Here is a 22633-nt window from a genome sequence, read left to right as displayed (position 1 = left end):
GCTATGTAGGCGATGAAGCGACGAACGGCAATCGCTTTCGGCACGCCGGCGGCCAAACGGTGCGCATTCGCCGGTTTGCGCTCCCGACTCCGCCCCCAGCTTTTCGCCGCCGCCAGCCATAGCGTGAAATCAGTGGTTAACCATTCGCCTTCAAAACGCTAATAGGTTGGGAAATCGCGGCCGTGCCGCGGTTTCGGGGAAGATCGGATCGACGACGTGCTGAACGGTATCCTGCTCCTTGCCGAAGCGGTTCTGTATTTCGGCGCCATGGTCACGCTTTTCCGCTTCCGGCGCCGCATCGGCCTTGGCGTGTTCATCTGCGCGCTCGGCGTCATGCATTTCCTCGAGACCTATCTCGCCAGCGTCTTCTATGTCGCGCTGCCCTTTGGCCTGGTCTCGCCAGGTTCAGCCGTGCTGTTTTCCGGCAAGCTGGTCATGCTGCTTCTGCTCTACATGAAGGAGGATGCCGCGACGGTCCGCCAGCCGATCTACGGACTTTTGCTCGGCAACGCCTTGATGATCGGCCTGGTGCTGATCCTGCGCCTGCACGCCGTTTCTCCGCTTCCCGACGGCAGAATGCCCAACATCGGCTTCATCGACGAGATGGGCTGGCTGATGGTGTGGGGCACCTCGTTGCTGTTCGTCGACGCCATCCTGATCATCCTGCTCTACGAGAAGCTCGGCGCCTATCTGCGCGCGAGGCCGTTCTTGCGCATCCTCGCATCGGTCGCCTGCGTGCTCACCTTCGATCAGGCCGGCTTCTTCACCGCGCTGCATTTCGTCGCCGGCGCGCCGATCGAGGTCTTCTTCGGCGGCTGGTTGGCCAAGATGGGCGCCGCACTTGCCTATAGCGGCATGCTCGTCGCCTATCTCAAATGGGTCGAGGACAGCGACATCGCCGTTCCGCGCGGCCTGTCCGACATCTTCGACACGCTCACCTATCGCGAGCGCTATGAAGCGCTGATCAAATATGTCGGCCGCGACGGCCTCACCGGCCTGCTGCATCGGGGCAGTTTCGACGCCGACGGCGAGTCCGCCGTGTCGGCCGCCATCAGGATCGGCAAGCCGCTCAGCCTGCTCATCGTCGACGTCGACCTTTTCAAGTCGATCAACGACCGCTTCGGCCATGCCGAGGGCGACAAGGTGCTGAAATCGATGGCTGTGCTGCTGGCCGAGACCGTCGGCGGCAACGATCAGGTGTTCCGGATCGGGGGCGAGGAGTTCGCCGTGCTGACGCAACAGTCGCACGCGCCCGCCAGGTTGCTCGGCGAGATAATCAGGAACGCCACCAAGACATCGGCGCACACCACCCGCTTCAACATCACCGTGAGTGCCGGCGTCTCCACCGTCGGCGAGACGACGCGCTGCCTCGCCGACATCTTCGCGCTGGCCGACCAACGCCTCTACAAGGCCAAGCTGAGCGGCCGCGACCGCGTGGTCGGCGAGCCCGGCAGCGAGGCGATCATCCTGCAGGCGGCCCCAAGGTCAGCCTAACCAAGATCGGCCTGGACCCGGGAATTCCCGCCTACTGGAATCCGATCGCGTCGACCGCGCCCTTCGGGCAACCGGCCTTGGCTGTCGGCGCGGAGGCCATCAAGAGATCGGTGAGCTTGCTGTCGGGACCGACCGGGCCGGACAGGCCGAGCGTGATCTCGCCGATCAGGCGCCGCCCACTCGACGGGTCGACCAGGCAGGACACGCGCACGCGGTCGCCTGCGCCGGGACCGAACGCTTCGTTGAAGGCGCCGCGGATCTGGTCCGAGGTCAATTGCTTGCCGATGTTCTTGTTGAAGAGGTCGCGCACCGGCGAGGCGTTCACCGCCCGCATCAGGTTGAGCGCGTCGGAGAAATAGTCCTGCTGGCTCTTGCCGTAGCAAGTACCATGCTTGATCCATTCGTGGCGCTCGAGCTTGGAAGCCGTGCCCGGCATCACCTGGTCGAGCTCGGCACGCGTCTTTGCGTCGAGCTCGACCGGTGGCAGGTCTGCCCAATGCGACGGATTGTCATTGGCCTTGTCGCTCGCCGAGACCTGGCAATAGAAATTGCCGTTCGGCTGCGGCCACAGCCCATGCAGCGTGAAATGCGAGGCATCGAACTCGCCCGGGCTCTGTGCCTTGCATTCGGGCTTGCTCGCCTTGGTCTCGCAGAAAGCCGGCTGCCAGCTCAGCGCAAAGACATATTCGGGTTTTCCGGAGGCAGACGATGACGGCTTGGTCTGGCCGGAAGGCGCCGGCGTGACCGACGCGCCGCCGCCGGTGACATGGCCGCAGCTGATCTTCACCCAGCGCCGCTCGGGATCGGCACCCGGCACCTGGATGAGGTAGTGCGTGGGCTCGTCCTTGTTGCCGGCAAGCAGCTCGTAGCTCTTGCCGGCCTCGGTCGAGACATTGCCGGGGTTCTTGCCGCTCTTGATGGCCTGCGTCGCCGGACAGGCGCTGTCGGCCACGAAGGTGCCGCTCATCTTCACGTCGGCATGCGCCACCCCGACACCGGCGAAAGCCAGCATCATCGAACCCCACAACGCCCAAACCCGCATCCCGCTCTCCCGGCGATCATTGAACCGTATTGGATTCGTCACACTAGAACAGCCGACGTGTCAGAATTGCGATCTTTTTCGTCGCGCGAAAAAACTATCCCCAGCTGAGCGCTGGCAATCCGCGCGCCCGCAAGCTGCCCGATCGCCTTGGCGATGTGACGGATTGCCGGCGTAGCATCTCGGCAAGCGCGCTCATCCTCTTGACGCCGGCAAACGCCTCGCCCAACAGTCGCCGAGGGAGCGAGACATGCCATTCGACAGAAAGACCAGGCTGGCTTCACCGACCGGGGCCGAGCTCAACCTTTATGTGAAAGAAGCCGCCGGAAATCCGCGCGCCGTGGTCCAGATCAACCATGGCCTGGCCGAGCATGCCGCGCGTTACGCCCGCTTTGCCGATTTCCTGGGGCCGCGCGGATTCCACGTCTATGCCCATGACCATCGTGGCCATGGCGCGACGAAGGCCTCCGACGCGCCCCTCGGCAAATTCGCCGACGGCGACGGCATCGCGAAGGTGATCGCCGACGTCGATGCCGTTCACGACCTGATCGCGGCCGAGCATCCGGGATTGCCGGTCATCATCTTCGGCCATTCGCTCGGCGCCTCGGTCGCGCTGAACTTTGTCCTGCGCCATTCCGATCGTGTCCATGGCGCAGCGATCTGGAACGGCAATTTCTCGCAGGGCCTGCTCGGGCAATTGGCGCTGCTCATCCTCGGCTGGGAGCGGATGCGGCTGGGCTCCGACGTGCCGTCTCGCCTTTTGCCCAAACTCACCTTCCAGGCCTGGGGCAAGGCGGTGCCCGACCACCGGACGTTGTTCGACTGGCTGTCGCGCGACCCGGTCGAGGTCGACAAATATGTCGCCGACCCGCTCTGCGGCTGGGATGCGTCGGTCTCGATGTGGCGCGATGTGGTCACCATGGCGCTTCATGGCGGCAAGGACCAGAGCTTTGCCGGCGTTCGGCGCGATCTCTTCGTCAATCTCGTCGGCGGCGAGAAGGACCCCGCGTCGGACTACGGCAAGGCCGTCCATCACCTGGCAAAGCGCATGCGGGCATTGGGCTTTTCGAATCTGGTTTCAAAGGTTTATCCGGAAACCCGCCATGAAAGCCTGAACGAGATCAACCGCGACTCCGTCATGAATGATTTCGCCGCTTGGGCCGACGGCGTGCTGAAATCCTGATCCGGCGTGGCCTATCGTATGGGTCGTGACACGGCCGGTGCGTGTTGCTAGAGCCTGCGTTTCGTTAGAACACGGTGATCCATGACCGCCCCTCCGCTGAAAGGCATCCGCGTTATCGAACTTGCCCGCATCCTGGCCGGTCCCTGGGCCGGGCAATTGCTGGCCGATCTCGGCGCCGATGTCATCAAGGTCGAGAGCCCCGACGGGGGCGACGATACCCGCAAATGGGGTCCGCCCTTCGTCATGAGCCATGACGGCGAGAACCTTTCGGCCGCTTATTATCACTCCTGCAATCGCGGCAAACGCTCTATCGCCGTCGATTTCTCCAAGCCCGAGGGTGCCGAGACGCTACGCAGGCTGATCGCCACGGCCGACGTGCTGATCGAAAACTTCAAGCTCGGCGGCCTGAAGAAATACGGCCTCGACTACGAAAGCCTGAAGGCGATCAATCCGCGGCTTGTCTATTGCTCGATCACAGGCTTCGGCCAGGACGGTCCCTATGCGCCCCGCGCGGGTTACGATTTCATCATCCAGGCCATGGCCGGCATGATGTCGATTACCGGCGAGCCCGGCCGTGAGCCGCAGAAGGCCGGCGTCGCCATCTCGGATCTCTTCACCGGCCTCTATTCGGTGATCGCCATCCAGGCAGCACTTCGCCATGCCGAAAAGACCGGCGAGGGCCAGCATGTCGACATGTCGCTCTACGACAGTCAGATTTCGGCGCTCGGCAACCAGAACCTCAACTATCTGGTCTCGGGCAAGTCGCCGGTGCAGATGGGCAATGCGCATATGAACATCGCCCCCTACGAAGTCCTGCCGGTGAGGGACGGCCACATCATCCTCGCGGTCGGCAATGACGGGCAGTTCGGCAAGTTCTGCGCCGCCGTCGGCATCGCCGATCTGCCCGCCAATCCGGATTTCGCCACCAACCCTGCCCGCGTCGCCAACCGCGTGAAGCTGCGCGAGCGGATCGTCGAGACGCTGGCGGCGTTCGATCGCGATCCGTTGCTGGCGAAGCTGGAAGCCGCCGGCGTGCCGGCGAGCCCGATCAACACGATCGGCCAGATGTTCGCCGATCCGCAGACCATCGCGCGCGGCATGCGGCTCGACCTCGACGACGGCCACGGCAATCGCCTGCCCTCGGTGCGCGCGCCGATGGTGATGTCGGGCACGCCGCTCGTCTATGAGCGCCCTTCGCCGCGCCTTGGCGAGCACACGGACGAAATCCTTGCCGAACTGGAGAGAGCAAAATGAAGACCGGCGGACAACTGATCGTCGAGGCGCTGGAAGCCAACGGCACCGACCGCATCTTCTGCGTTCCGGGCGAATCCTATCTCGCGGTGCTCGACGCGCTGCATGACTCTTCGATCCGCACCATCGTCTGCCGCCAGGAAGGGGGTGCCGCGATGATGGCCGACTGCCAGGGACGGCTGACCGGCAAGGCCGGCATCTGCTTCGTCACTCGCGGCCCCGGCGCGACCAATGCCTCGGCCGGTATCCACATCGCCATGCAGGATTCGGTGCCGCTGATCATGTTCATCGGTCAGGTCGCCAGCCACGCCAAGGAGCGCGAGGCGTTCCAGGAGGTCGACTACAAGCGCTTCTTCGGCGACATCGCCAAATGGGTGGTCGAGATCGACGATGCCGCGCGTATCCCCGAATTCGTCACCCGCGCCTTCGCGGTCGCGACCTCCGGCCGCCCGGGCCCGGTGGTCATCTCGCTGCCGGAAGACATGCTGACCAGCGAGGTCGAGGCTCCGGAAGCGCTGCCGCACACGCCTGTCGAGACGCGTCCAGGTAAGGACGAGCTCGATGCGCTGGAGATGTTGCTGAGCAATGCCAAGCGTCCTTTCGTCATTCTGGGCGGCACGCGCTGGAACGAGGAAGCGGTGGCGCATATGCGCACGATCGCCGAGACCTGGTCGCTGCCGGTCGGCTGCTCCTTCCGCCGCCAGATGCTGTTCGACCATCTCCATCCGAACTACGCCGGCGATGTCGGCATCGGCATCAATCCGAAGCTGGCGGAGCGGATCAAGCAGGCCGATGTCGTGCTCTTGCTCGGTGGCCGCCTGGGCGAGATGCCGTCTTCCGACTACACGCTGCTGAAGAGCCCCTACCCCGACCAGGCGCTGGTGCATGTCCATGCCGATACCGGCGAACTCGGCCGCGTCTACCGGCCGACAGTGGCGATCAACGCTTCGCCCGCCGCCTTCGTCGAGGCTTTCGCCAAGCGCAGGCCAACGGCCAAGCCCACCTGGGCGGCCGAGACGGAAAATGCGCACGCCGCCTATCTCGAATGGTCAACGCCCCCCCAGACCGGTCCGGGCGCCGTCCAGATGGGCCCGATCATAGACTATCTGGGAAAGGTTCTGCCGGAGGATGCCATCCTCACCAACGGCGCCGGCAACTACGCCACCTGGGTGCATCGCTTCTACCGCTCCCGCCGCTTCGGCACGCAGGCGGCGCCCACGTCCGGCTCGATGGGCTACGGCACGCCGGCCGCGGTCGCCGCCAAATCGCTGTTTCCGGATCGTACCGTGGTTGCCTTCGCCGGCGACGGCTGCTTCCTGATGAACGGCCAGGAGTTCGCGACGGCTGTCCAATATGACCTGCCGATCATCGTGATCGTCGTCAACAACGGCATTTACGGCACGATCCGCATGCATCAGGAGCGGGAATATCCAAGCCGCGTCGTCGCCACAGATCTCAAGAACCCCGACTTCGCCGCGCTGGCCCGCGCCTATGGCGGCCATGGCGAAACGGTCGAAAAGACCGCCGACTTCGCGCCCGCCTTCGAGCGCGCGCGCGCCAGCGGCAAGCCGGCGATCGTCGAGATCAAACTCGATCCCGAGGCGATCACGCCGACCCGCACGCTGACGCAAATCCGTGAGAAGAGCTGAGGCAGACTTTCTGCCGGCTGCACGACAAAAGGGGCGCCAAACCGCCCCTTTTGCGTCTTCACATCGCCTTCTCGATCTGGCCGCGGATCTCGCCGTCCTTGTTCTTGGCGGTGTGGACGTTGACGTAGTATTTGCCGGCCTCGAGGTCGGCTGCCTGCGCGTCGGTCAGCGTCGCCGACCCCTTGATCGGGCTCTTCAGCTTCTTGAACGGGATCACGGGATCCGCGTTCGCGCCCATGTCCGCCGGTCCGTGGATGTGGGCGGCCACGGCAGGTCCGCTGAGGCCGGAATATTTGACATTCCAGCTGAGCTTCTTGCTTGTGCTGTCGAAGGTGAATGTGGCGGTTCCCTTGCCCTTGGTGGCTACGGGCGGGCTCTGCTGGCTGCCGTCGAGCGTCGCCTTGAACTTCATCGTCTCGGCCATGGCCGGCGATGCGAGGAGAAAGGCGGTCGAGACGGCTAAAGCCGAAAGCATCGGCACGGATAGGATGCGCATGAGAACCTCCGTTGGTTGCAGCATCCTGCACGGCTCCCCGGCGCGCGGATGCATCAATGCAACGGTTGGGTGCCCGGATGTATCCCGGCACACAATTATTTTACCGCGACCAAAGAAAAAAGGGGCGGTCGCCCGCCCCTTTCCAGCTTCCGCGTCGAGAACGGAGCCTACTTGATCGCCTTGTCGGTGATCGCGGTCGTGTAGGCGCCGCTCGCCTCCTTGCTGATGATCTTCTGGTCGAGCAGCGCCTTGGCGGTGCGCTCGTAAGCGGCCGGGATCAGCTTGCCGTCGGCATTGTCGATCAGCTTGGCCACTTCCTTCATCATAAACTTCTGGTGGTTCTCGTCCTGGCCGCCGGCATCGACGACGATGCCGGCCGCCTCGTCGGTGTTCTCCGTGGCGTATTTCCAACCCTTCATCGAGGCGCGCACGAAGCGCACCATCTTGTCCTCGAAGGCCGGATCCTTGAGCTTGTCCTCGAGCGTGTAGAGCCCGTCCTCCAACAGGTCGTTGCCCATGGCGGAGTAGTTGAAGACGGTGAGGTCTTCCGGCTTGTAGCCGGCGTCCAGCACCTGGCCGTATTCGTTATAGGTCATCACCGAGATGCAGTCGGCCTGTTTCTGGATCAGCGGCTGTACGTCGAAGCTCTGCTTGAGCACGGTGACGCCGTCAGGGCCGCCATCGGTCTTGAGGCCGATCTTGTTCATCCAGGCGTAGAACGGATACTCGTTGCCGAAGAACCAGACGCCGAGCGTGTGGCCCTTGAAGTCGGCTTCCGTCTTGATCGGTCCATCCTTGGGACAGACCAGTTCCATGCCCGCCTTCTTGAACGGCTGGGCGATGTTGACGAGCATCACGCCCTTGTCGCGGGCGGCGAGCGCCCCGCCCATCCAGTCGACGATGACGTCGGCGCCGCCGCCGGCGATCACCTGCTCAGGCGCGATGTCGGGACCGCCCGGCTTGATGTCGACGTCGAGGCCTTCGGCGTCATAGAAGCCCTTGGCCTTGGCAACATAATAGCCGGCGAACTGGGCCTGCGTGACCCATTTCAATTGCAGTGTCACCTTGTCGGCGGCCATCGCCTGGAAGGCGGCCAGCGACATAGCGCCGGCCAAAGCAGAAATCAGCAGTCTTTTCATGTTATTACCCTCTGAAGTTAGCACCCAAACCCACCGCCCCTATCCACCTCGGACAGAGGGATGCCAAAACGTGACGGCTCTCTCGATAAGAGCGACCACGCCATAAAAGACCGAACCCGCAAGTGCTGCAACTGCGATTTCGGCCCACACCATGTCGATGTTCATCCGCCCGACTTCCGTCGAGATGCGGAATCCCATGCCGACCACGGGCGTCCCGAAGAACTCCGCGACGATGGCGCCGATCAGCGCCAGCGTCGAGTTGATCTTCAGCGCATTGAAGATGAACGGCATCGCCGCCGGCAGCCTGAGTTTCAGCAAGGTCGGCCAATAGCCCGATGCATAAGTGCGCATCAGGTCGCGCTCCATATGCCCGGATGCGGCAAGGCCTGCCACCGTGTTCACCAGCATCGGAAAGAAGGTCATGATGATGACGACCGCGGCCTTGGACGGCCAGTCGAAGCCGAACCACATGACCATGATCGGCGCCACGCCGATGATCGGCAGCGCCGAGACCATATTGCCGATCGGCAGCAGGCCGCGCCGCAGGAACGGCACGCGGTCGGCGAGGATGGCAACGGTGAAGCCGGCGAGGTTGCCGACGACATAGCCGATCAGCACCGCCTTGAAGATCGTCTGGCGCACGTCCGACCCCAGGATCGGCAGCGAGTTGGCGATACGCGCCCCGATGGCGCTTGGCGGCGGCAACAGGATGAAGGGGATGCCGGCGCCGCGCGTCACCGCTTCCCAGATGATCAGGATCCAGGCGCCGAAGATCGCCGGGATGATCAGGCGCAGCGCCGTCTTCGCCCAGCCCTGCGTGGGGCGTAGTGACGACAGCAAGGCGACACAGCGCCAGGCAAGCAGCCAGGCCGCGGCAAGCAGCAGGAAATACGGCGCCAGCGCGCTGCCTTCGAACCCGGCTATGCCCTTGATCAAGAGCCAGGCGGCCGCATGCGCGCCGACGAACAGCAGGATAGCCTCAACGATCGGCGTGAGCCTCACCATCGAGACCAGTGCCGCGATGAGCAACAGCCCGATGATCAGCCCCTTCGCGCCCATATAGGGATAGGCCAGCGTTGCGGCCGGCTCCGCCAGCGCGGCTGCTTCCGGCTTCGACATTGCGCCGAGCGCGAAGGCGATAAGGCACAGCGCGATCGCCAGCACCGGTTGCCAGGACGGTTTCAACCAGCTCATGCCGGCCTCCCGCCCATGGCGCGGTCGACGAGGCGTCCGGCAATGCCGACGACCATCACCAGCAGCGCCGCGACGATCGAGCCCGCAACCAGGGCTGACCAGATATCGATGGTCTGGCTGTAATAGGCGCCGGCGAGCAGCTTCGCGCCGATACCGGCGACCGCTCCGGTCGGCAGCTCGCCGACGATGGCCCCGACAAGGCTTGCCGCCACCGCCACCTTCATCGAGGTGAACAGGAACGGCACCGAGGCCGGCACGCGCAGCTTCCAGAATGTCTGCGAGGCGCTGGCGTTATAGGTATGCATAAGATCGAGATGCATGAGCTCGGGGGAGCGCAGGCCCTTCACCATGCCGACGGCCACCGGGAAGAACGACAGATAGGTCGAGATCAGCGCCTTGGGGATCAGGCCGGTGATGCCGATCGCCGCCAGCACCACGATGATCATCGGCGCCACCGCCAGGATCGGAATGGTCTGCGAAGCGATGATCCAGGGCATCAGGCTGCGGTCGAGCGTCGCCACATGCACGATACCCACCGCAATGACGATGCCAAGCGCCGTGCCGAAGGCAAAGCCGAGCAGTGTCGACGACAGCGTCACCCAGGCGTTGTAGACCAGGCTGCGGTTCGACGTGACGGATCGCAAAAAGGTGTTTTCGAAGAAGTTCACCGCCACCTGGTGCGGCGCCGGCAGCGTCGGCTTCGGCTGCGCCAGCGTCTTGCCGATGAATTCGACAGTGCCGGGCGTCTCCTTGGCACGGCGGTCGAGATCGCGCTGGAACGGCGCGTTGAGGATGACGGCGAAGACGTACCAGAGCACCACCACGCCGGCGAGGATGGTGGTGACGGGGATGACTTTCGAGCGGAAGGTGTCCATCTAGCGCTGCCCTTCTCCTCTCCCCAGCGGGGAGAGGGTGGCCGGAGCGAAGCGAAGGCCGGGCACGTTCGACTGGAGTGCTGCGGCGCTGGTATTTTTGGTCATCCTAGGGCGGAGCAAGGAGCGAAGCGACGCGGCGCAGACCCTAGGATCCATTCCGTTACTTCTGAGCTCCGCAACGTTCCAGAATACAGCTCCCTGCGCCGCGCTCTGCTCGTCGGGTATTCTGAGCCGCTTACGCCCTTCGACCAGCGTCACGGAATGGAGCCCAGGGTCTGCGCTCCGCTTCGCGTCGCTACGCCCTAGGATGACGAAGGCGCGAGTGGCCGGCCCCTCACCCGGCCGCTGCGCGGCCACCCTCTCCCCGGAGAGGAGAGGAGAGAGCTCATCCTCCCGCCCCTCAATCATCATAGCTGTGCCCTGCCCTCAAGCCATCCCGCACCCGCGCGGCGATCGCCAGGAATTCAGGCGTCTCGCGGATGTCGAGCGGCCGTTCCTTTGGCAGCGTCGATTCGATGATGTCGGTGACGCGGCCGGGCCGCGGCGACATCACGACGATGCGCGTCGACAGATAGACCGCCTCGGGTATCGAATGGGTGACGAAGCAGATCGTCTTGTTGGTCCGCGCCCAGAGATCGAGGAGCTGCTCGTTCAGATGGTCGCGCACGATCTCGTCCAGCGCGCCGAACGGCTCGTCCATCAAGAGCAGGTCCGCATCGAAGGCTAAAGCGCGCGCGATCGAGGCGCGCTGCTGCATGCCGCCGGATAGCTGCCAGGGGTATTTCTTCTCGAAGCCGGAAAGGTTGACCAACTCCATCGTGCGCTTGATGCGCTCCGCCTGCTCGACCTGGCTGAGGCCGATGATCTCCAGCGGCAACGCCACGTTGCGCTCGATCGTGCGCCACGGGAACAAGGCCGCCGCCTGGAAGACATAGCCATAGGCGCGTTTCTCGCGCGCCTGCTCCGGCGTCATGCCGTTGACGGAGATCGCCCCGGCGGTCGCCTTCTCCAGATCGGCGATGACGCGCAGCAAGGTGGTCTTGCCGCAGCCGGACGGGCCGATGAAGGAGACGAATTCGCCCTTGCCGATGGTCAGATCGACATTGGAGAGCGCCTGCACCGGACCGTCATTGGTCTGGAAGGTGAGGCCGAGCTTGCTTGCCGAGACGACGGCTGGCGGCTGTTCGGTCATTGGCTGCAGCCTGCCTTTCGCAGCCGCTGCCGCGCCGTCCGCAATCCGGTTGATTTTATGATAGCGTTGCTTTCCACTCGTCCTGTCCCACCCGATCGACGCCGCCCGGAGCCTTGCCGATGTCGCCTAAACCCACCTGTCATCTCGTTCGCCCCGAAAGCACCTATCAGGGCAAGCAGGGGCTGAGTTATTTCGCCGGCATCGCCGCCGAAACCGTCGGCTCGTCCGGCATCTGCATGCATCTTCTCACCATGCCGCCCGGTGCCCGCGCCAAGGCGCATATGCATGAAAGCCACGAGACGGCCATCTACGTGCTCTCCGGCGAAGTCCACACCTGGTACGGCGACCGGCTCGAGCACCACATCGTCGTCAAGGCCGGCGACCTGTTCTACATCCCGGCGGGAGTGCCGCATCTGCCGGCCAATCTGAGCAACGCCCCGTCCTCGGCCGTCATTGCCCGCACCGATCCCAACGAGCAGGAAAGCGTCGTCCTGCTGCCGGAACTGGATGCTCTGGTTGCCTGAGGCTGGTGGGACCGCCGTTACTTGCATCGCGCGACTTCGCCCATCACATTGCCGTCCTCGTCGGCCACCACCAGCTTCTCCGCGTTCTTCGCGCTGCGCTTGATGGTGAACTTGGCCGGCACCTGTCCCTCTTCGCCTTCAGCCTCGCATTTTGCCGTCACCACGAGCGATCCATCAGCCTGCGCCTGGCTGTCGCTGAAGGTGCAGGCGCTGGCCGCCGTGATCAGTTCCTTGTCGGTCAAAAGCAGCATCTTGTCGGCGGCGACCTCCTGGCCGTTCCGGTTGATGCAGCCATATTTGTCGCCATAAGGCTTGGACAGGTCTATGCCCGCCGCCTGGGCATGGCGAGCGGCCAGCATCGCGGCCGCCGCCAGGAGCAGGTAAGGAGCCCGCATGGTCAGACCCCGGTGGCCGGGATGCCGGTACGCTCCACCTTGCGCGGCGCGGAGATCTCCTTCCAGGTCGACAGCGCCCGGTTGACCGCGGCGTTCGGCTCGCGGGCGACGAACTCGCCATGGCCGGCCTTGGCCTTGACGTCCGCCTCCTCGATCGACAATTCGCCGCGCGAGAAGACGAAGCGCGGCAGGCCCGTCACCTCGACGCCCTCGAAGACATTGTAGTCGATCACCGACTGCTGCTTCTTGGCCGAGATCGTCTTCTTGCGCTTCGGATCCCAGACGATGATGTCGGCATCGGCGCCTTCGACGATCGCGCCCTTCTTCGGATACATGTTGAGGATCTTGGCGATGTTGGTCGAGGTCACGGCGACGAACTCGTTCATCGTCAGCCGCCCGGTGTTGACGCCTCTCGTCCACAGAACCGGCAAGCGGTCTTCGAGCCCGCCGGTGCCGTTCGGGATCTTGGTGAAGTCGCCGACGCCGTTGCGCTTCTGCTTGGTGGTGAAGGCGCAATGGTCGGTCGCCACCACTTGCAGCGATCCGGCCTGCAGGCCGGCCCACAGCGAATCCTGGTGCAGCTTGTTGCGGAAGGGCGGGCTCATCACGCGGCGCGCCGCATGGTCCCAATCCTTGTCGAAATATTCGCTCTCGTCGAGCGTCAGATGCTGGATCAGCGGCTCGCCGAACACCCGCATGCCCTTCTGGCGCGCGCGGCGGATCGCCTCGTGGCTCTGCTCGCACGAGACATGCACGACATAGAGCGGCACGCCCGCCATGTCGGCGATCATGATGGCGCGATTTGTCGCCTCGCCTTCCACTTCCGGCGGGCGCGAATAGGCATGGCCCTCGGGGCCGTTGTTGCCGGCGGCAAGCAGTTTTTGCGAGAGTGCGGCGACCACGTCGCCGTTTTCGGCATGGACCAGCGGCAGCGCGCCGAGATCGGCGCAGCGCTGGAACGACGAATACATCTCGTCGTCGTCGACCATCAGCGCTCCCTTATAGGCCATGAAGTGCTTGAACGAGGTGATGCCCCGGTCGACGACTTGAGCCATCTCGTCGAACACCTGCTTGCCCCACCAGGTGATCGCCATGTGGAAGGAATAGTCGCACGACGCCTTCGAGGTCTTGTTGTCCCACATCTGCAGCGCTTCCAGGAGCGACTGCTGCGGCGCCGGCAGGCAGAAATCGACCACCATGGTCGTGCCGCCGGAGAGCGCCGCGCGCGTCCCGGATTCGAAATCGTCCGCCGAATAAGTGCCCATGAAGGGCATTTCGAGATGGGTATGCGGATCGATGCCGCCCGGCATGACATAGCAGCCCGTGGCGTCGAACTCGTGGTCGCCGTGCAGGTTGGAGCCGATGGCGACAATCTTGCCGTGCTGCATAAGCACGTCGGCCTTCCAGGTGCGGTCGGCTGTGACGACGGTGCCGTTCCGGATGACTTTGGTCATTCTCTGTTCCCCTGTTCTTTCGCGCTTCTTTGCGAGCGGCGTTGCGAGGCAATTGGTCTAGGCGGTCATTCGACGATTCCAGCCGTCTCGACCACCGCATGGAACAGCACATCGGCACCCGCCGCCGCCCATTCCTTGGTGATCTCCTCAGCCTCGTTGTGGCTGAGTCCGTCAACGCAGGGGCACATCACCATCGCGGTCGGCGCAACGCGGTTGATCCAGCAGGCGTCGTGGCCGGCGCCGGAGACGATGTTGCGATGCGAGTAGCCCAGCCGCTCGGCGGCGTCGCGGATCGCCTTGACGCAATTCTTGTCGAAGGTGACCGGATCGAAATGGCCGACCTGCTCGATCTCGTATTTGATGTCGAGCGCGTCGCAGATCGTGTCGATGCCCTCGCGGATGCGGCCATCCATGGCGTCGAGCACTTCCTTTTCGGGCGAGCGAATGTCGATCGTGAAGACAGTGCGGCCGGCGATGATGTTGCGCGAGTTCGGATAGGCCTGCATGTGGCCGACCGCGCCGACGGCGTCCGGCTGGTAGTCCATGGCGATCTCGTGCACCAGCTCGATCACCCGCGCCATGCCGAGCCCGGCATTGCGGCGTTTCGGCATCGGCGTCGAGCCGGTATGCGCTTCCTTGCCGGTCAGCGTCACCTGCAGCCATTTGAGGCCCTGGCCGTGCGTGACGACGCCGATGTCGATGCCTTCGTCCTCGAGGATCGGCCCCTGCTCGATATGCAATTCGAAGAAGGCATGGATCTTTCGGTCGCCGACCTTCTCCGTGCCCTTCCAGCCGATGCGTTCGAGCTCCTCGCCGAACTTTTTGCCGTCCTTGTCGACATGCTGGTAGACGTCGGCCTGGTCGAGCACGCAGGCGAACACGCCGGACGCCATCATGGCCGGCGCGAAGCGCGCGCCTTCCTCGTTGGTCCAGTTGGTGACGACGATCGGATGTCTCGTCTTGATGCCGAGATCGTTGAGCGAGCGCACGACTTCCAATCCGCCGAGCACACCGAGCACGCCGTCATATTTGCCGCCGGTCGGCTGCGTGTCGAGATGGCTGCCGACATAGACGGGCGGCAGGCTGGGATCGGTGCCCTCGCGGCGGGCGAACATCGTGCCCATCTCGTCGACGCCCATTTCGAGCCCAGCGGCATCGCACCAGCGCTTGAAAAGATGGCGGCCCTCACCGTCCTCGTCGGTCACGGTCTGGCGATTGTTGCCGCCGGCAATGCCGGGGCCGATCTTCGCCATCTCCATGATGGAATCCCACAAACGGTCTGAATTGATTCGCAGATTTTCGCCGGGTGCGGCCATTTGCGGTTCCCATTTTCACCAGGGGTCTTGTCGCCCCTTGAGTGGTTTGCATCCTGACCGTATGGTCAGCTTTCAGACTACACAAGCTGACCAAGCGGTCAACGATAATCTTGGGGGAGACATGACCGAATCCACCCGCCCCATGCGGAGACAGGACATAAGGCGGGAGAATGAAAAAGCCATTCTGATCGCCGCTGAAAAGGTGTTCGCGGAGGCAGGGTTCGGCGGCGCCACGATGCAGCTGATCGCCGATCTGGCGGGGCTGCCGAAGGCAAATCTCCACTATTATTTCGCCACCAAGGAAGAGCTCTACCGGTCCGTCGTCCAGAATATTTTCGAGATCTGGCTGCAGGCGGCCAATTGCTTCGACGCGGCGCGCGGCCCGGTAGACGGCATCAGCGCCTACATCGACGCCAAGATGGAAATATCGCGTCGCCACCCGGACGGCTCGAAGGTCTGGGCCTCGGAAGTCATGCACGGCGCGCCCGTGCTTCAGGATTATATGGAATCGACGCTGCGCGAATGGACCGACGGTCGGGTCGAGATCATCAGGCGCTGGATCGAGGAGGGCAAGATGGACCCGGTCGACCCGCGTCATCTCCTCTACATGCTCTGGGCCACGACCCAGCATTACGCCGATTTCGGCCACCAGATCGAGACGCTGAACGGCGGCAAGTCGCTCTCCGACCGGCAATGGCGGGAAGCTAAGGAAAACATCAAGCGGGTGATCCTGACCGGCATCGGCGCGCAGCCCGCCTGAATCGGACTGCGCTTGAGGTCGGCGCCGGCGCTGACCCCACCCGGCCGTGCCACGGACACCCTCCCCTCGACGGGGAGGATATCCGCTCCGGCTTGTCAGTCGATCGACCTCAGAACATCGCGAACATGGTCGATCAGCTCGTTGATCTGGCCCTTGGTGATGATCAGCGGCGGCGACAGCGCGATGATGTCGCCGGTGGTGCGGATCAGCGCGCCGCGCTCGAACGCCTTCACGAAGGCCGAGAACGCCCGCTTGGTCGGGCTGCCGGCGATCGGCGCCAGCTCGATCGCGCCGATCAGGCCGATGTTGCGGATGTCGATGACATGCGGCTCGCCCTTCAGCGAATGCAGCGCGTCTTCCCAGTAGGGCGCCAGTTCCTCGCCCCGCGTCAGCAGGCCCTCTTCCTTGTAGGTGTCCAGCGTGCCGAGCGCCGCGGCGCAGGCGATCGGATTGCCCGAATAGGTGTAGCCGTGGAAGAACTCGATCATGTGCTCCGGGCCGGTCATGAAGGCGTCGTGGATCTCCTTCTTGACGAACACCGCGCCCATCGGGATGACGCCGTTCGACACGCCCTTGGCCGTGGTCATGATATCCGGCGTGACGCCGAAATAGTCGGCCGCGAACGGCGCGCCAAGGCGGCCGAAGCCGGTGATCACTTCATCGAAAATCAACAATATGCCGTGCTTCGTGCAGATTTCCCGAAGCTTCTGCAGATAGCCCTTCGGCGGCAGGATGACGCCGGTGGAGCCGGCGACGGGCTCGACGATGACGGCGGCGATGGTCGAGGCGTCATGCAGGGTGACGAGACGCTCCAGCTCGTTGGCGAGCTCGGCGCCATGCTCGGGCACGCCCTTCGAGAAGGCGTTCTTCTCCGGCAGGTGCGTGTGCGGCAGGTGGTCGACGCCGCCGAGCAGCGTGCCGAACATCTTGCGGTTGGAGACGATGCCGCCGACCGAGATGCCGCCGAAATTGACGCCGTGATAGCCGCGCTCGCGGCCGATGAGGCGGGTGCGCGAGCCCTCGCCCCTGACCCGGTGATAGGCGATCGCCATCTTCAGCGCCGTCTCGACCGATTCCGAACCGGAATTGGTGAAGAAGACATGGTCCATGCCCTTGGGCGCGATGTCGACCAGGCGGTTCGCCAGTTCGAACACGATCGGGTGGCCCATCTGGAAGGCTGGCGCATAGTCGAGTTCGGCGGCCTGGCTCTGGATCGCCTCGGTGATCTTCGGCCGGCAGTGGCCGGCGTTGACGCACCACAGGCCCGCGGTGCCGTCCAGCACCTTGCGGCCGTCGCTGGTCGTGTAGTGCATGTCCTTGGCGGACACGAACATGCGCGGCGCCTGCTTGAACTGGCGGTTTGCCGTGAACGGCATCCAGAATGCGCTGAGATCGTTCGGCGTGACTTTCAGCCGGTTGGACATGACCAGGACTTCCCCTTGTAAGCGTGTTTCGGTGCGGCCAACGCTTGGTCTTTGCTGCGTTTTCGTGCTACGCAAAATTTTGACCGGTTGGACAAACGTTAGTGCCGCCTGTCGGCGGTCAAGGGATTACTAGCGGAAATGCGGCATCGAAATCGCGCTCCACAGCCCAAGGAAAAACTGGTCCAGACAATTGGTCCAGAGAGCCCACGCGAAGACGGCCTGCAAGGATGACGGACACGATGGAAAGCTCCGCTCCCCGCCGCACCCGCATCCAGCAGGAAAAGCGCGAGCTCATCCTGGAAGCCGCGCTCGAAGTCTTCTCCGCCAACGGTTTTCGCGGCTCGACCATCGACCAGATCGCCGAAGCCGCCGGCATGTCGAAGCCGAACCTTCTCTATTACTTCCGCCGCAAGGAAGACATTCACGAGACGTTGATGCAGCGCCTGCTCGACACCTGGCTGGCGCCGTTGCGCGAGCTCGACGACATCGGCGATCCGCTGACGGAGCTCAGAAGCTACATCCGCAGGAAGCTCGAAATGGCGCGCGACTTCCCGCGCGAAAGCCGGCTGTTCGCCAACGAGATCCTGCAGGGTGCGCCGCGCATCAAGCCGATGCTGGAGGGTGAACTGAAGACCCTGGTCGACGAGAAGGCCACCGTCATCAAGGGTTGGATGCGCGCCGGCAAGATCGCCCGCACCGATCCCTGGCACCTGATCTTCTCGATCTGGGCGACGACGCAGCACTATGCCGATTTCGACGTCCAGGTCCGCGCCGTGCTCGGCGCCGATCGCGGCGGCGACGGGCGCTTCGAGGACGCCGCGCGCTTCCTGGAGCAGCTGTTCCTAGATGGGCTGAAGCCGAAGGGCTGACGTCTCGGCAAAAGGAGCCTAACGGACGGGCCAACTTGCCGGCCGTCTAGTTGTTGCTGTCCATCGAGATTAGCCGCAGCCCCCTCAGTTTCGTCATCCACGGGCGGAGCAAGGAGCGAAGCGACGCGGCGCAGACCCGAGGATCCATTCCGTGACCTTGGAGCGCCGCTACGGTGCAGAATTCTGCACCGCTGCACTCCATCGCAAAAGTAACGGAATGGATCCTCGGGTCTGCGCGTCCGCTTCGCTCCCGCTGCGCCCGTGGATGACGAAGCTGAGGGGACCTCACGCGCTGCGCCGTTCGCCCGGAAGCCCCTCAAGCAATTTCCGCAGCTTCGCGACCGAGTTCTGCTCGGCAAGCGGCGTGTAGACGATCAATCGCATGTCCGAGCCGTCGTCGATCGACAGGCTCATATGCTCGAACGTCATGACGCCGGCGATCGGATGGCGCAGATGCTTCAGGCCGGAGAGCCGGTGCACGACATCGCGCTGCGGCCACCATTCGCGGAACTCGGGACTTGAACGCATCATCAGCGCAATCAGCCGCTCGAAGTCCGGATCGCCGGTGTATTTCGCGCTCTCGGCGCGGAACGCGGCAAGGGTCGCGCGCGCCAGCTGTTCCCAATCCACCAGCAGGTGCCGCCGGTGCGGATCGGTGAACACCCCGTGGATGATGTTGCGGGCATCGCCCTCCAGCAGGCCGTAGTCGCCGAAGATGGCGACGGCCGCGTCATTCCATGCCAGCACGTCCCAGCGCGGGCCGACGACATAGGCGGGCTGCAGCACCAGGCTCTGCAGCATGTGCAGCAGGGGCCCCTCGACCTTTACCTGTACGATTCGCCGCCGCTCCGGCTGCTGGCGGCCGGCGAGCGTGAACAAATGCCGCTGCTCGGCGCCGTCGAGCCGCAGCGCCTGGCAGAGCGCGGTGAGCACCTCGACCGAGGGCCGCACGTCCCTGCCCTGCTCAAGCCACGTGTACCAGGTCGTGCCGACACCGGCGATCATCGCCACTTCCTCGCGCCTCAGCCCGGGCGTGCGCCGCCGCTGACCGGCGGCGATGCCGGTCTCCGAGGGCGAAAGCCGCTCGCGGCGGGAACGCAGGAAGGCGCCGAGTTCGCGCCGGCGGTGATCTTCGGGGGAATGGGCGATGGCATCCATGCATCTATTATAGCAGTACCGATACCAGGATAAAGTTTGAACTGTTTAGGCCTCGCACTATGCCCCATCTTTCCGTTCAGAGCAGCGCAAGGAGGCTCTGGACATGGAACTCAAGGACAAAACCATTCTCGTCACCGGTTCGACCGACGGCGTCGGCCGCGTGGTCGCCGAGCGGCTCGGCGCGGCCGGCGCGCGCGTGCTGGTGCACGGCCGCGACGAAGGACGCGGCAAGGCGACCGCGGCCGCCATAGAAGCAAAAGGCGGCAAAGCCGAATTTCTCGCAGCCGACCTCGCTTCGCTTGTCGAAGTACGCCGCCTCGCCGAAGCCGTGCGCGCAAGGACCGACCGGCTCGACATCCTGATCAACAATGCGGGCGTCGGCACCGGCAGCCAGGGCGCGAAGCGGCAGGTCAGCATTGACGGCTATGAACTGCGCTTCGCCGTCAACTATCTCGCCGGTTTCCTGCTGACCTCGGAACTCTTGCCGCTCATCAAGGCAAGCGCGCCGGCGCGCATCGTCAATGTCGCCTCGGCCGGCCAGCAGGCGATCGACTTCGACGACGTGATGCTGACGCATGGCTACAGCGGCGTGCGCGCCTACTGCCAGAGCAAGCTGGCGCAGATCCTGTTCACCGTTGACCTGGCTCAGCAGCTCGATGGCACGGGCGTCAGCGTCAACGCCTTGCACCCGGCAAGCTACATGGACACCACCATGGTCCGGCAGGCCGGCGTCACGCCGTGGAGCTCGGTCGAGACCGGCGCCGACGCCATCCTCAACCTCGCCGCGTCGCCCGCGCTCGAAGGACGCAGCGGCCGCTACTTCGACGGCCAGCGGGAATCGCGCGCCGAGGCCCAGGCCTATGACGAAAAAGCCCACCGCCGATTGCGGACCTTGAGCCTCGAACTGATCGAGCGTCCATCCTCCAAATCCAAGGAACAACATTCATGAGCGAGACCATCGAACATTGCGTCATCATCGGCGGCTCATCCGGCATCGGCCTTGCCACGGCCAAACGGCTGGTCGGCCCCACCATGAAAGTGACCATCACCAGCCGCAACGAGGAGAAGCTCAAAGGCGCGTGGAAGACCCTTGATGGCACCGTCGGCAAGGCCGCCTTTGACGCGACGAAGCCGGACGAGGTCCGGCATTTCTTCGACGGTCTCGGGCCGTTCGATCACCTGGTCCTCGCCGCGAGCGGCGGCAAGGGATTGGGGCCGTTCGCAACGCTCGACCTCGCCGATATCGGCAGCGGCGTCGAGGAAAAGATCCGGCCGCAATTGTCCTGTCTGCAGGCGGCCCTGCCGACCATGAACAAGGCCGGATCGGTCACCTTCATCTCGGCCGTCTCGGCGCAGATTGCAGCGCCCGGCGTCGCCGGCATCGGCGCCATCAACGGCATGCTGCTCACCGTCGCGCCGATCCTGGCTGTCGAGCTGAAGCCGCTGCGCGTCAACGTCGTGGCGCCCGGCGTCATCGACACGCCCTGGTGGGACTTTTTGCCGGACGATCAGCGGCAGGCGGTGTTTGCCGAATATGCCGGCAAGACACCGGTCGGCCGCATCGGCCGCGCCGAGGACGTCGCCGAGGCGATAGCCTTCCTGGTCTCCAACGGCTTTATGACCGGCCAGGTGCTGACTTGCGACGGTGGTTTGCGCTTTGCGGCGTGAGTGGTGACTAATGCATGTCGCTCAGAAGTGTGCAGCGGTTCTGGGACAACGACATGCATCAAAACAAAGACCTAAAAGCGCGTCGCCTGAATCCGTTCCAGCGCGACGCGCTTTAGGCGAAAATCCGACGTCAGCGCCGCGACCAGCCATTTCTCCCCGTTCATTCACGGGGAGAAATGCCCGGCAGGGCAATGAGGGGCAGCGCTGACATCAGCAAATAGCTCGCCGACAACTGAACCGCCCCGCGCGCCGCCCCCTTCGCTCAGGCGGCCTTGGCTCTCTCGACCGGGTGGATGGCATGGAAGGAGACGCTGAGCCGGTTCCAGGTGTTGATCATGCCGACAGCCACCGTCAGCTTGACCAGTTCCTCCTCGGAGAAATGTTCGAGCGTGCTGGCATAGAGGTCGTCCGGAACGCCGTTCTCCGAAATCTTCGTCACCTTCTCGGTCCAGGCAAGGGCGGCGCGCTCGCGCTCTGAAAACAGCGGCGATTCCTTCCAGGCGGCGACCAGATAGAGCCGCTGCTCGGTCTCGCCGTCGCGCCTCGCCTCGCGGCTGTGCATGTCGACGCAGTAGGAACAGCCATTGATCTGCGAGGCCCTGAGCTTGACCAGATGCATCAGGCTTTCTTCCAGCCCGCACTCGTCGACCGCCTTGTTGAGCGCCGTGACCGCCTTCAGAAGCTCCGGAGCCTTGGCGTAGAATTGCAATCTCTGTTTCATCGTCTTTCCTTCCAGGTTTTTGGGTGGGTCTATATCTGCTTGGATGAAGCGGATTTCTGCGGCCGCTGGTGCCGCTCGACGAAGGCGCAACTCGCGGCATAGGATCGCGGATCGCCTTCGGCCGCGTACTCCGCCACGATGTCGGAAATCTTCACTTCGGCGAGCGCTGCCCGATAGGCGCGCTCGGCCTTGAGCATCGCGGCATTGATGCCGCAGGGTTTGACATAGGCCGAGGCATCGATCTTGACCGGGCCACGCTGGCGGATCTCGCCGCAGCGGAACGCCGGCTCCCGTCCCTCGACGGCCAGCACGACATCGAGCAGCGTGATCTGTTCCGCCGCCCGCGCCAGCCGATAGCCGCCCGCCGGCCCTGGCACCGATTCCAGTATGCGCGCCGCCGTGAGCTGGTTGAGATGTTTCAGGAGATAGCTCGGCGACAGCCCGAAGCACTCGGCGAGCGCGGCGCCAGGCATGGTGCTGTTGCCATCGACGCTGGCCAGCGTCGCCGCGCAATGGATGGCTGCCTCAACGCCCTCGCCCAGCTTCATCGTGCCGATCTCCAGTTCGTGGATAGAGAATATCGTGGATAATTTTTATCCGCAATAGGTAAAACGAGAATTGCTCGCCAATTAACAACAACGGCAATGTGAGCGACAACGTCTGGTGATTTCCGACACACGCCGCTTCGACGAACTAGGCCGTAGTGACGATTTAAGGAATTGGGATTCCCACGGGCCGGCAAATCAGATTCAACACTGATTTTTGGGGATCAGTGATGAACTGCGACGCGCTTCGGGACGACCAGTGGGACCGGATCAAGGGCTTTGTTCCG

The 22633-nt window shown here is 64.0% G+C and carries 22 protein-coding genes; 9 read left to right on the top strand and 13 right to left on the bottom strand.

Translation table 11 applies throughout. The features are described 5' to 3' along the window. Window positions 1–216: 216 nt before the first annotated feature. Entirely contained in the window at window positions 217–1494 is a 1278-nt protein-coding gene (locus FJ424_RS14045) for a GGDEF domain-containing protein (protein ID WP_140657503.1), read from the top strand. Window positions 1495–1525: 31 nt separating this feature from the next. On the opposite strand, the gene FJ424_RS14040 is transcribed toward FJ424_RS14045, so the two are convergent. Continuing rightward, the gene (locus FJ424_RS14040) at window positions 1526–2536 is read right to left on the bottom strand and encodes a ribonuclease (protein ID WP_140657505.1); all 1011 of its coding nucleotides are present in this window, start codon (window positions 2534–2536) and stop codon (window positions 1526–1528) included. A 247-nt stretch (window positions 2537–2783) separates the two neighbouring features. Here FJ424_RS14040 and FJ424_RS14035 point away from each other — a divergent pair, with 247 nt between their 5' ends. The 3 genes from FJ424_RS14035 to FJ424_RS14025 all read left to right on the top strand — a co-directional run bounded on the left by FJ424_RS14035 (window position 2784) and on the right by FJ424_RS14025 (window position 6616). Next, window positions 2784–3716, top strand: coding sequence for an alpha/beta hydrolase (locus FJ424_RS14035; protein ID WP_140657507.1), 933 nt, complete (start codon window positions 2784–2786; stop codon window positions 3714–3716). 81 nt (window positions 3717–3797) lie between these two features. Beyond that, window positions 3798–4970 (top strand): CaiB/BaiF CoA-transferase family protein, encoded by a 1173-nt coding sequence (locus tag FJ424_RS14030; protein ID WP_140657509.1) that lies wholly within the window; start codon window positions 3798–3800, stop codon window positions 4968–4970. Beyond that, on the top strand, window positions 4967–6616 hold the full coding sequence (locus tag FJ424_RS14025; protein ID WP_140657511.1) for a thiamine pyrophosphate-binding protein: 1650 nt from the start codon (window positions 4967–4969) through the stop codon (window positions 6614–6616). Before FJ424_RS14030 ends, FJ424_RS14025 begins: the two co-directional genes overlap by 4 nt. A 58-nt stretch (window positions 6617–6674) precedes the next feature. On the opposite strand, the gene FJ424_RS14020 is transcribed toward FJ424_RS14025, so the two are convergent. The 5 genes from FJ424_RS14020 to FJ424_RS13995 form a co-directional block, all read right to left on the bottom strand. Further along, on the bottom strand, window positions 6675–7112 hold the full coding sequence (locus tag FJ424_RS14020) for a CHRD domain-containing protein (RefSeq protein ID WP_140657513.1): 438 nt from the start codon (window positions 7110–7112) through the stop codon (window positions 6675–6677). A gap of 167 nt (window positions 7113–7279) precedes the next feature. Continuing rightward, a complete protein-coding gene (locus tag FJ424_RS14015; RefSeq protein WP_140657515.1) occupies window positions 7280–8251 on the bottom strand; it encodes an ABC transporter substrate-binding protein in 972 nt (323 codons plus the stop codon). A 39-nt stretch (window positions 8252–8290) separates the two neighbouring features. Beyond that, the gene (locus FJ424_RS14010) at window positions 8291–9445 is read right to left on the bottom strand and encodes an ABC transporter permease (protein ID WP_140657517.1); all 1155 of its coding nucleotides are present in this window, start codon (window positions 9443–9445) and stop codon (window positions 8291–8293) included. Then, window positions 9442–10320 carry an ABC transporter permease gene (locus tag FJ424_RS14005; RefSeq protein WP_140657519.1) on the bottom strand — a complete coding sequence of 293 codons (879 nt, stop codon included), beginning with the start codon at window positions 10318–10320 and terminating at the stop codon, window positions 9442–9444. The genes FJ424_RS14010 and FJ424_RS14005 overlap by 4 nt, the downstream gene beginning before the upstream one ends. 400 nt (window positions 10321–10720) lie before the next feature. Then, window positions 10721–11512 (bottom strand): ABC transporter ATP-binding protein, encoded by a 792-nt coding sequence (locus FJ424_RS13995; protein ID WP_140657521.1) that lies wholly within the window; start codon window positions 11510–11512, stop codon window positions 10721–10723. A 113-nt stretch (window positions 11513–11625) separates the two neighbouring features. Between FJ424_RS13995 and FJ424_RS13990 the strand changes: the two genes are divergently transcribed. Beyond that, window positions 11626–12036, top strand: a complete 411-nt coding sequence (locus tag FJ424_RS13990; RefSeq protein ID WP_181177654.1) for a cupin domain-containing protein — start codon at window positions 11626–11628, stop codon at window positions 12034–12036. 17 nt (window positions 12037–12053) lie between these two features. Here FJ424_RS13990 and FJ424_RS13985 read toward each other — a convergent pair whose 3' ends face one another. The 3 genes from FJ424_RS13985 to FJ424_RS13975 all read right to left on the bottom strand — a co-directional run bounded on the left by FJ424_RS13985 (window position 12054) and on the right by FJ424_RS13975 (window position 15201). Next, window positions 12054–12431, bottom strand: coding sequence for a hypothetical protein (locus FJ424_RS13985; RefSeq protein ID WP_140657525.1), 378 nt, complete (start codon window positions 12429–12431; stop codon window positions 12054–12056). 2 nt (window positions 12432–12433) lie between these two features. Then, on the bottom strand, window positions 12434–13885 hold the full coding sequence (gene hydA / locus FJ424_RS13980; protein WP_140647600.1) for a dihydropyrimidinase: 1452 nt from the start codon (window positions 13883–13885) through the stop codon (window positions 12434–12436). A 65-nt stretch (window positions 13886–13950) separates the two neighbouring features. Further along, complete coding sequence (locus FJ424_RS13975) at window positions 13951–15201, bottom strand: Zn-dependent hydrolase (protein WP_140657527.1); 1251 nt, start codon at window positions 15199–15201, stop codon at window positions 13951–13953. A gap of 121 nt (window positions 15202–15322) precedes the next feature. On the opposite strand from FJ424_RS13975, the gene FJ424_RS13970 reads away from it, so the two are divergent. Further along, complete coding sequence (locus FJ424_RS13970) at window positions 15323–15961, top strand: TetR/AcrR family transcriptional regulator (protein WP_140657529.1); 639 nt, start codon at window positions 15323–15325, stop codon at window positions 15959–15961. A gap of 95 nt (window positions 15962–16056) precedes the next feature. Here the strand turns inward: FJ424_RS13970 and FJ424_RS13965 are convergent, their stop codons facing one another. Continuing rightward, window positions 16057–17385 (bottom strand): aspartate aminotransferase family protein, encoded by a 1329-nt coding sequence (locus tag FJ424_RS13965; protein WP_140647603.1) that lies wholly within the window; start codon window positions 17383–17385, stop codon window positions 16057–16059. A 239-nt stretch (window positions 17386–17624) separates the two neighbouring features. Here FJ424_RS13965 and FJ424_RS13960 point away from each other — a divergent pair, with 239 nt between their 5' ends. Then, complete coding sequence (locus tag FJ424_RS13960; RefSeq protein WP_140657531.1) at window positions 17625–18254, top strand: TetR family transcriptional regulator C-terminal domain-containing protein; 630 nt, start codon at window positions 17625–17627, stop codon at window positions 18252–18254. A gap of 285 nt (window positions 18255–18539) precedes the next feature. On the opposite strand, the gene FJ424_RS13955 is transcribed toward FJ424_RS13960, so the two are convergent. Next, window positions 18540–19412, bottom strand: coding sequence for a helix-turn-helix transcriptional regulator (locus tag FJ424_RS13955; protein ID WP_140657533.1), 873 nt, complete (start codon window positions 19410–19412; stop codon window positions 18540–18542). Between the two features lie 103 nt (window positions 19413–19515). On the opposite strand from FJ424_RS13955, the gene FJ424_RS13950 reads away from it, so the two are divergent. Further along, the gene (locus FJ424_RS13950) at window positions 19516–20361 is read left to right on the top strand and encodes an SDR family oxidoreductase (protein ID WP_140657535.1); all 846 of its coding nucleotides are present in this window, start codon (window positions 19516–19518) and stop codon (window positions 20359–20361) included. Further along, the gene (locus FJ424_RS13945; protein WP_140657537.1) at window positions 20358–21080 is read left to right on the top strand and encodes an SDR family oxidoreductase; all 723 of its coding nucleotides are present in this window, start codon (window positions 20358–20360) and stop codon (window positions 21078–21080) included. Before FJ424_RS13950 ends, FJ424_RS13945 begins: the two co-directional genes overlap by 4 nt. Before the next feature lie 262 nt (window positions 21081–21342). On the opposite strand, the gene FJ424_RS13940 is transcribed toward FJ424_RS13945, so the two are convergent. Together FJ424_RS13940 and FJ424_RS13935 are read right to left on the bottom strand one after the other, a co-directional pair. Further along, window positions 21343–21801 (bottom strand): carboxymuconolactone decarboxylase family protein, encoded by a 459-nt coding sequence (locus tag FJ424_RS13940; protein ID WP_140657539.1) that lies wholly within the window; start codon window positions 21799–21801, stop codon window positions 21343–21345. Between the two features lie 29 nt (window positions 21802–21830). Beyond that, window positions 21831–22349, bottom strand: coding sequence for an Rrf2 family transcriptional regulator (locus tag FJ424_RS13935; protein WP_140657541.1), 519 nt, complete (start codon window positions 22347–22349; stop codon window positions 21831–21833). Between the last annotated feature and the right edge of the window lie 284 nt (window positions 22350–22633).

Source organism: Mesorhizobium sp. B3-1-8 (assembly GCF_006439495.1).
Taxonomy (GTDB): Bacteria; Pseudomonadota; Alphaproteobacteria; order Rhizobiales; family Rhizobiaceae; genus Mesorhizobium.
Note: the sequence above shows the minus strand (reverse complement) of the source record. Positions and strands in the feature narration are given on the sequence as shown.

Coding starts and splice junctions, on each gene's coding strand:
- FJ424_RS14040 (WP_140657505.1), bottom strand. CDS start 2,536: ATGCGGGTTTGGGCGTTGTGGGGTTCGATGATGCTGGCTTTCGCCGGT.
- FJ424_RS14035 (WP_140657507.1), top strand. CDS start 2,784: ATGCCATTCGACAGAAAGACCAGGCTGGCTTCACCGACCGGGGCCGAG.
- FJ424_RS14030 (WP_140657509.1), top strand. CDS start 3,798: ATGACCGCCCCTCCGCTGAAAGGCATCCGCGTTATCGAACTTGCCCGC.
- FJ424_RS14025 (WP_140657511.1), top strand. CDS start 4,967: ATGAAGACCGGCGGACAACTGATCGTCGAGGCGCTGGAAGCCAACGGC.
- FJ424_RS14020 (WP_140657513.1), bottom strand. CDS start 7,112: ATGCGCATCCTATCCGTGCCGATGCTTTCGGCTTTAGCCGTCTCGACC.
- FJ424_RS14015 (WP_140657515.1), bottom strand. CDS start 8,251: ATGAAAAGACTGCTGATTTCTGCTTTGGCCGGCGCTATGTCGCTGGCC.
- FJ424_RS14010 (WP_140657517.1), bottom strand. CDS start 9,445: ATGAGCTGGTTGAAACCGTCCTGGCAACCGGTGCTGGCGATCGCGCTG.
- FJ424_RS14005 (WP_140657519.1), bottom strand. CDS start 10,320: ATGGACACCTTCCGCTCGAAAGTCATCCCCGTCACCACCATCCTCGCC.
- FJ424_RS13995 (WP_140657521.1), bottom strand. CDS start 11,512: ATGACCGAACAGCCGCCAGCCGTCGTCTCGGCAAGCAAGCTCGGCCTC.
- FJ424_RS13985 (WP_140657525.1), bottom strand. CDS start 12,431: ATGCGGGCTCCTTACCTGCTCCTGGCGGCGGCCGCGATGCTGGCCGCT.
- hydA (WP_140647600.1), bottom strand. CDS start 13,885: ATGACCAAAGTCATCCGGAACGGCACCGTCGTCACAGCCGACCGCACC.
- FJ424_RS13975 (WP_140657527.1), bottom strand. CDS start 15,201: ATGGCCGCACCCGGCGAAAATCTGCGAATCAATTCAGACCGTTTGTGG.
- FJ424_RS13970 (WP_140657529.1), top strand. CDS start 15,323: ATGACCGAATCCACCCGCCCCATGCGGAGACAGGACATAAGGCGGGAG.
- FJ424_RS13965 (WP_140647603.1), bottom strand. CDS start 17,385: ATGTCCAACCGGCTGAAAGTCACGCCGAACGATCTCAGCGCATTCTGG.
- FJ424_RS13960 (WP_140657531.1), top strand. CDS start 17,625: ATGGAAAGCTCCGCTCCCCGCCGCACCCGCATCCAGCAGGAAAAGCGC.
- FJ424_RS13955 (WP_140657533.1), bottom strand. CDS start 19,412: ATGGATGCCATCGCCCATTCCCCCGAAGATCACCGCCGGCGCGAACTC.
- FJ424_RS13950 (WP_140657535.1), top strand. CDS start 19,516: ATGGAACTCAAGGACAAAACCATTCTCGTCACCGGTTCGACCGACGGC.
- FJ424_RS13945 (WP_140657537.1), top strand. CDS start 20,358: ATGAGCGAGACCATCGAACATTGCGTCATCATCGGCGGCTCATCCGGC.
- FJ424_RS13940 (WP_140657539.1), bottom strand. CDS start 21,801: ATGAAACAGAGATTGCAATTCTACGCCAAGGCTCCGGAGCTTCTGAAG.
- FJ424_RS13935 (WP_140657541.1), bottom strand. CDS start 22,349: ATGAAGCTGGGCGAGGGCGTTGAGGCAGCCATCCATTGCGCGGCGACG.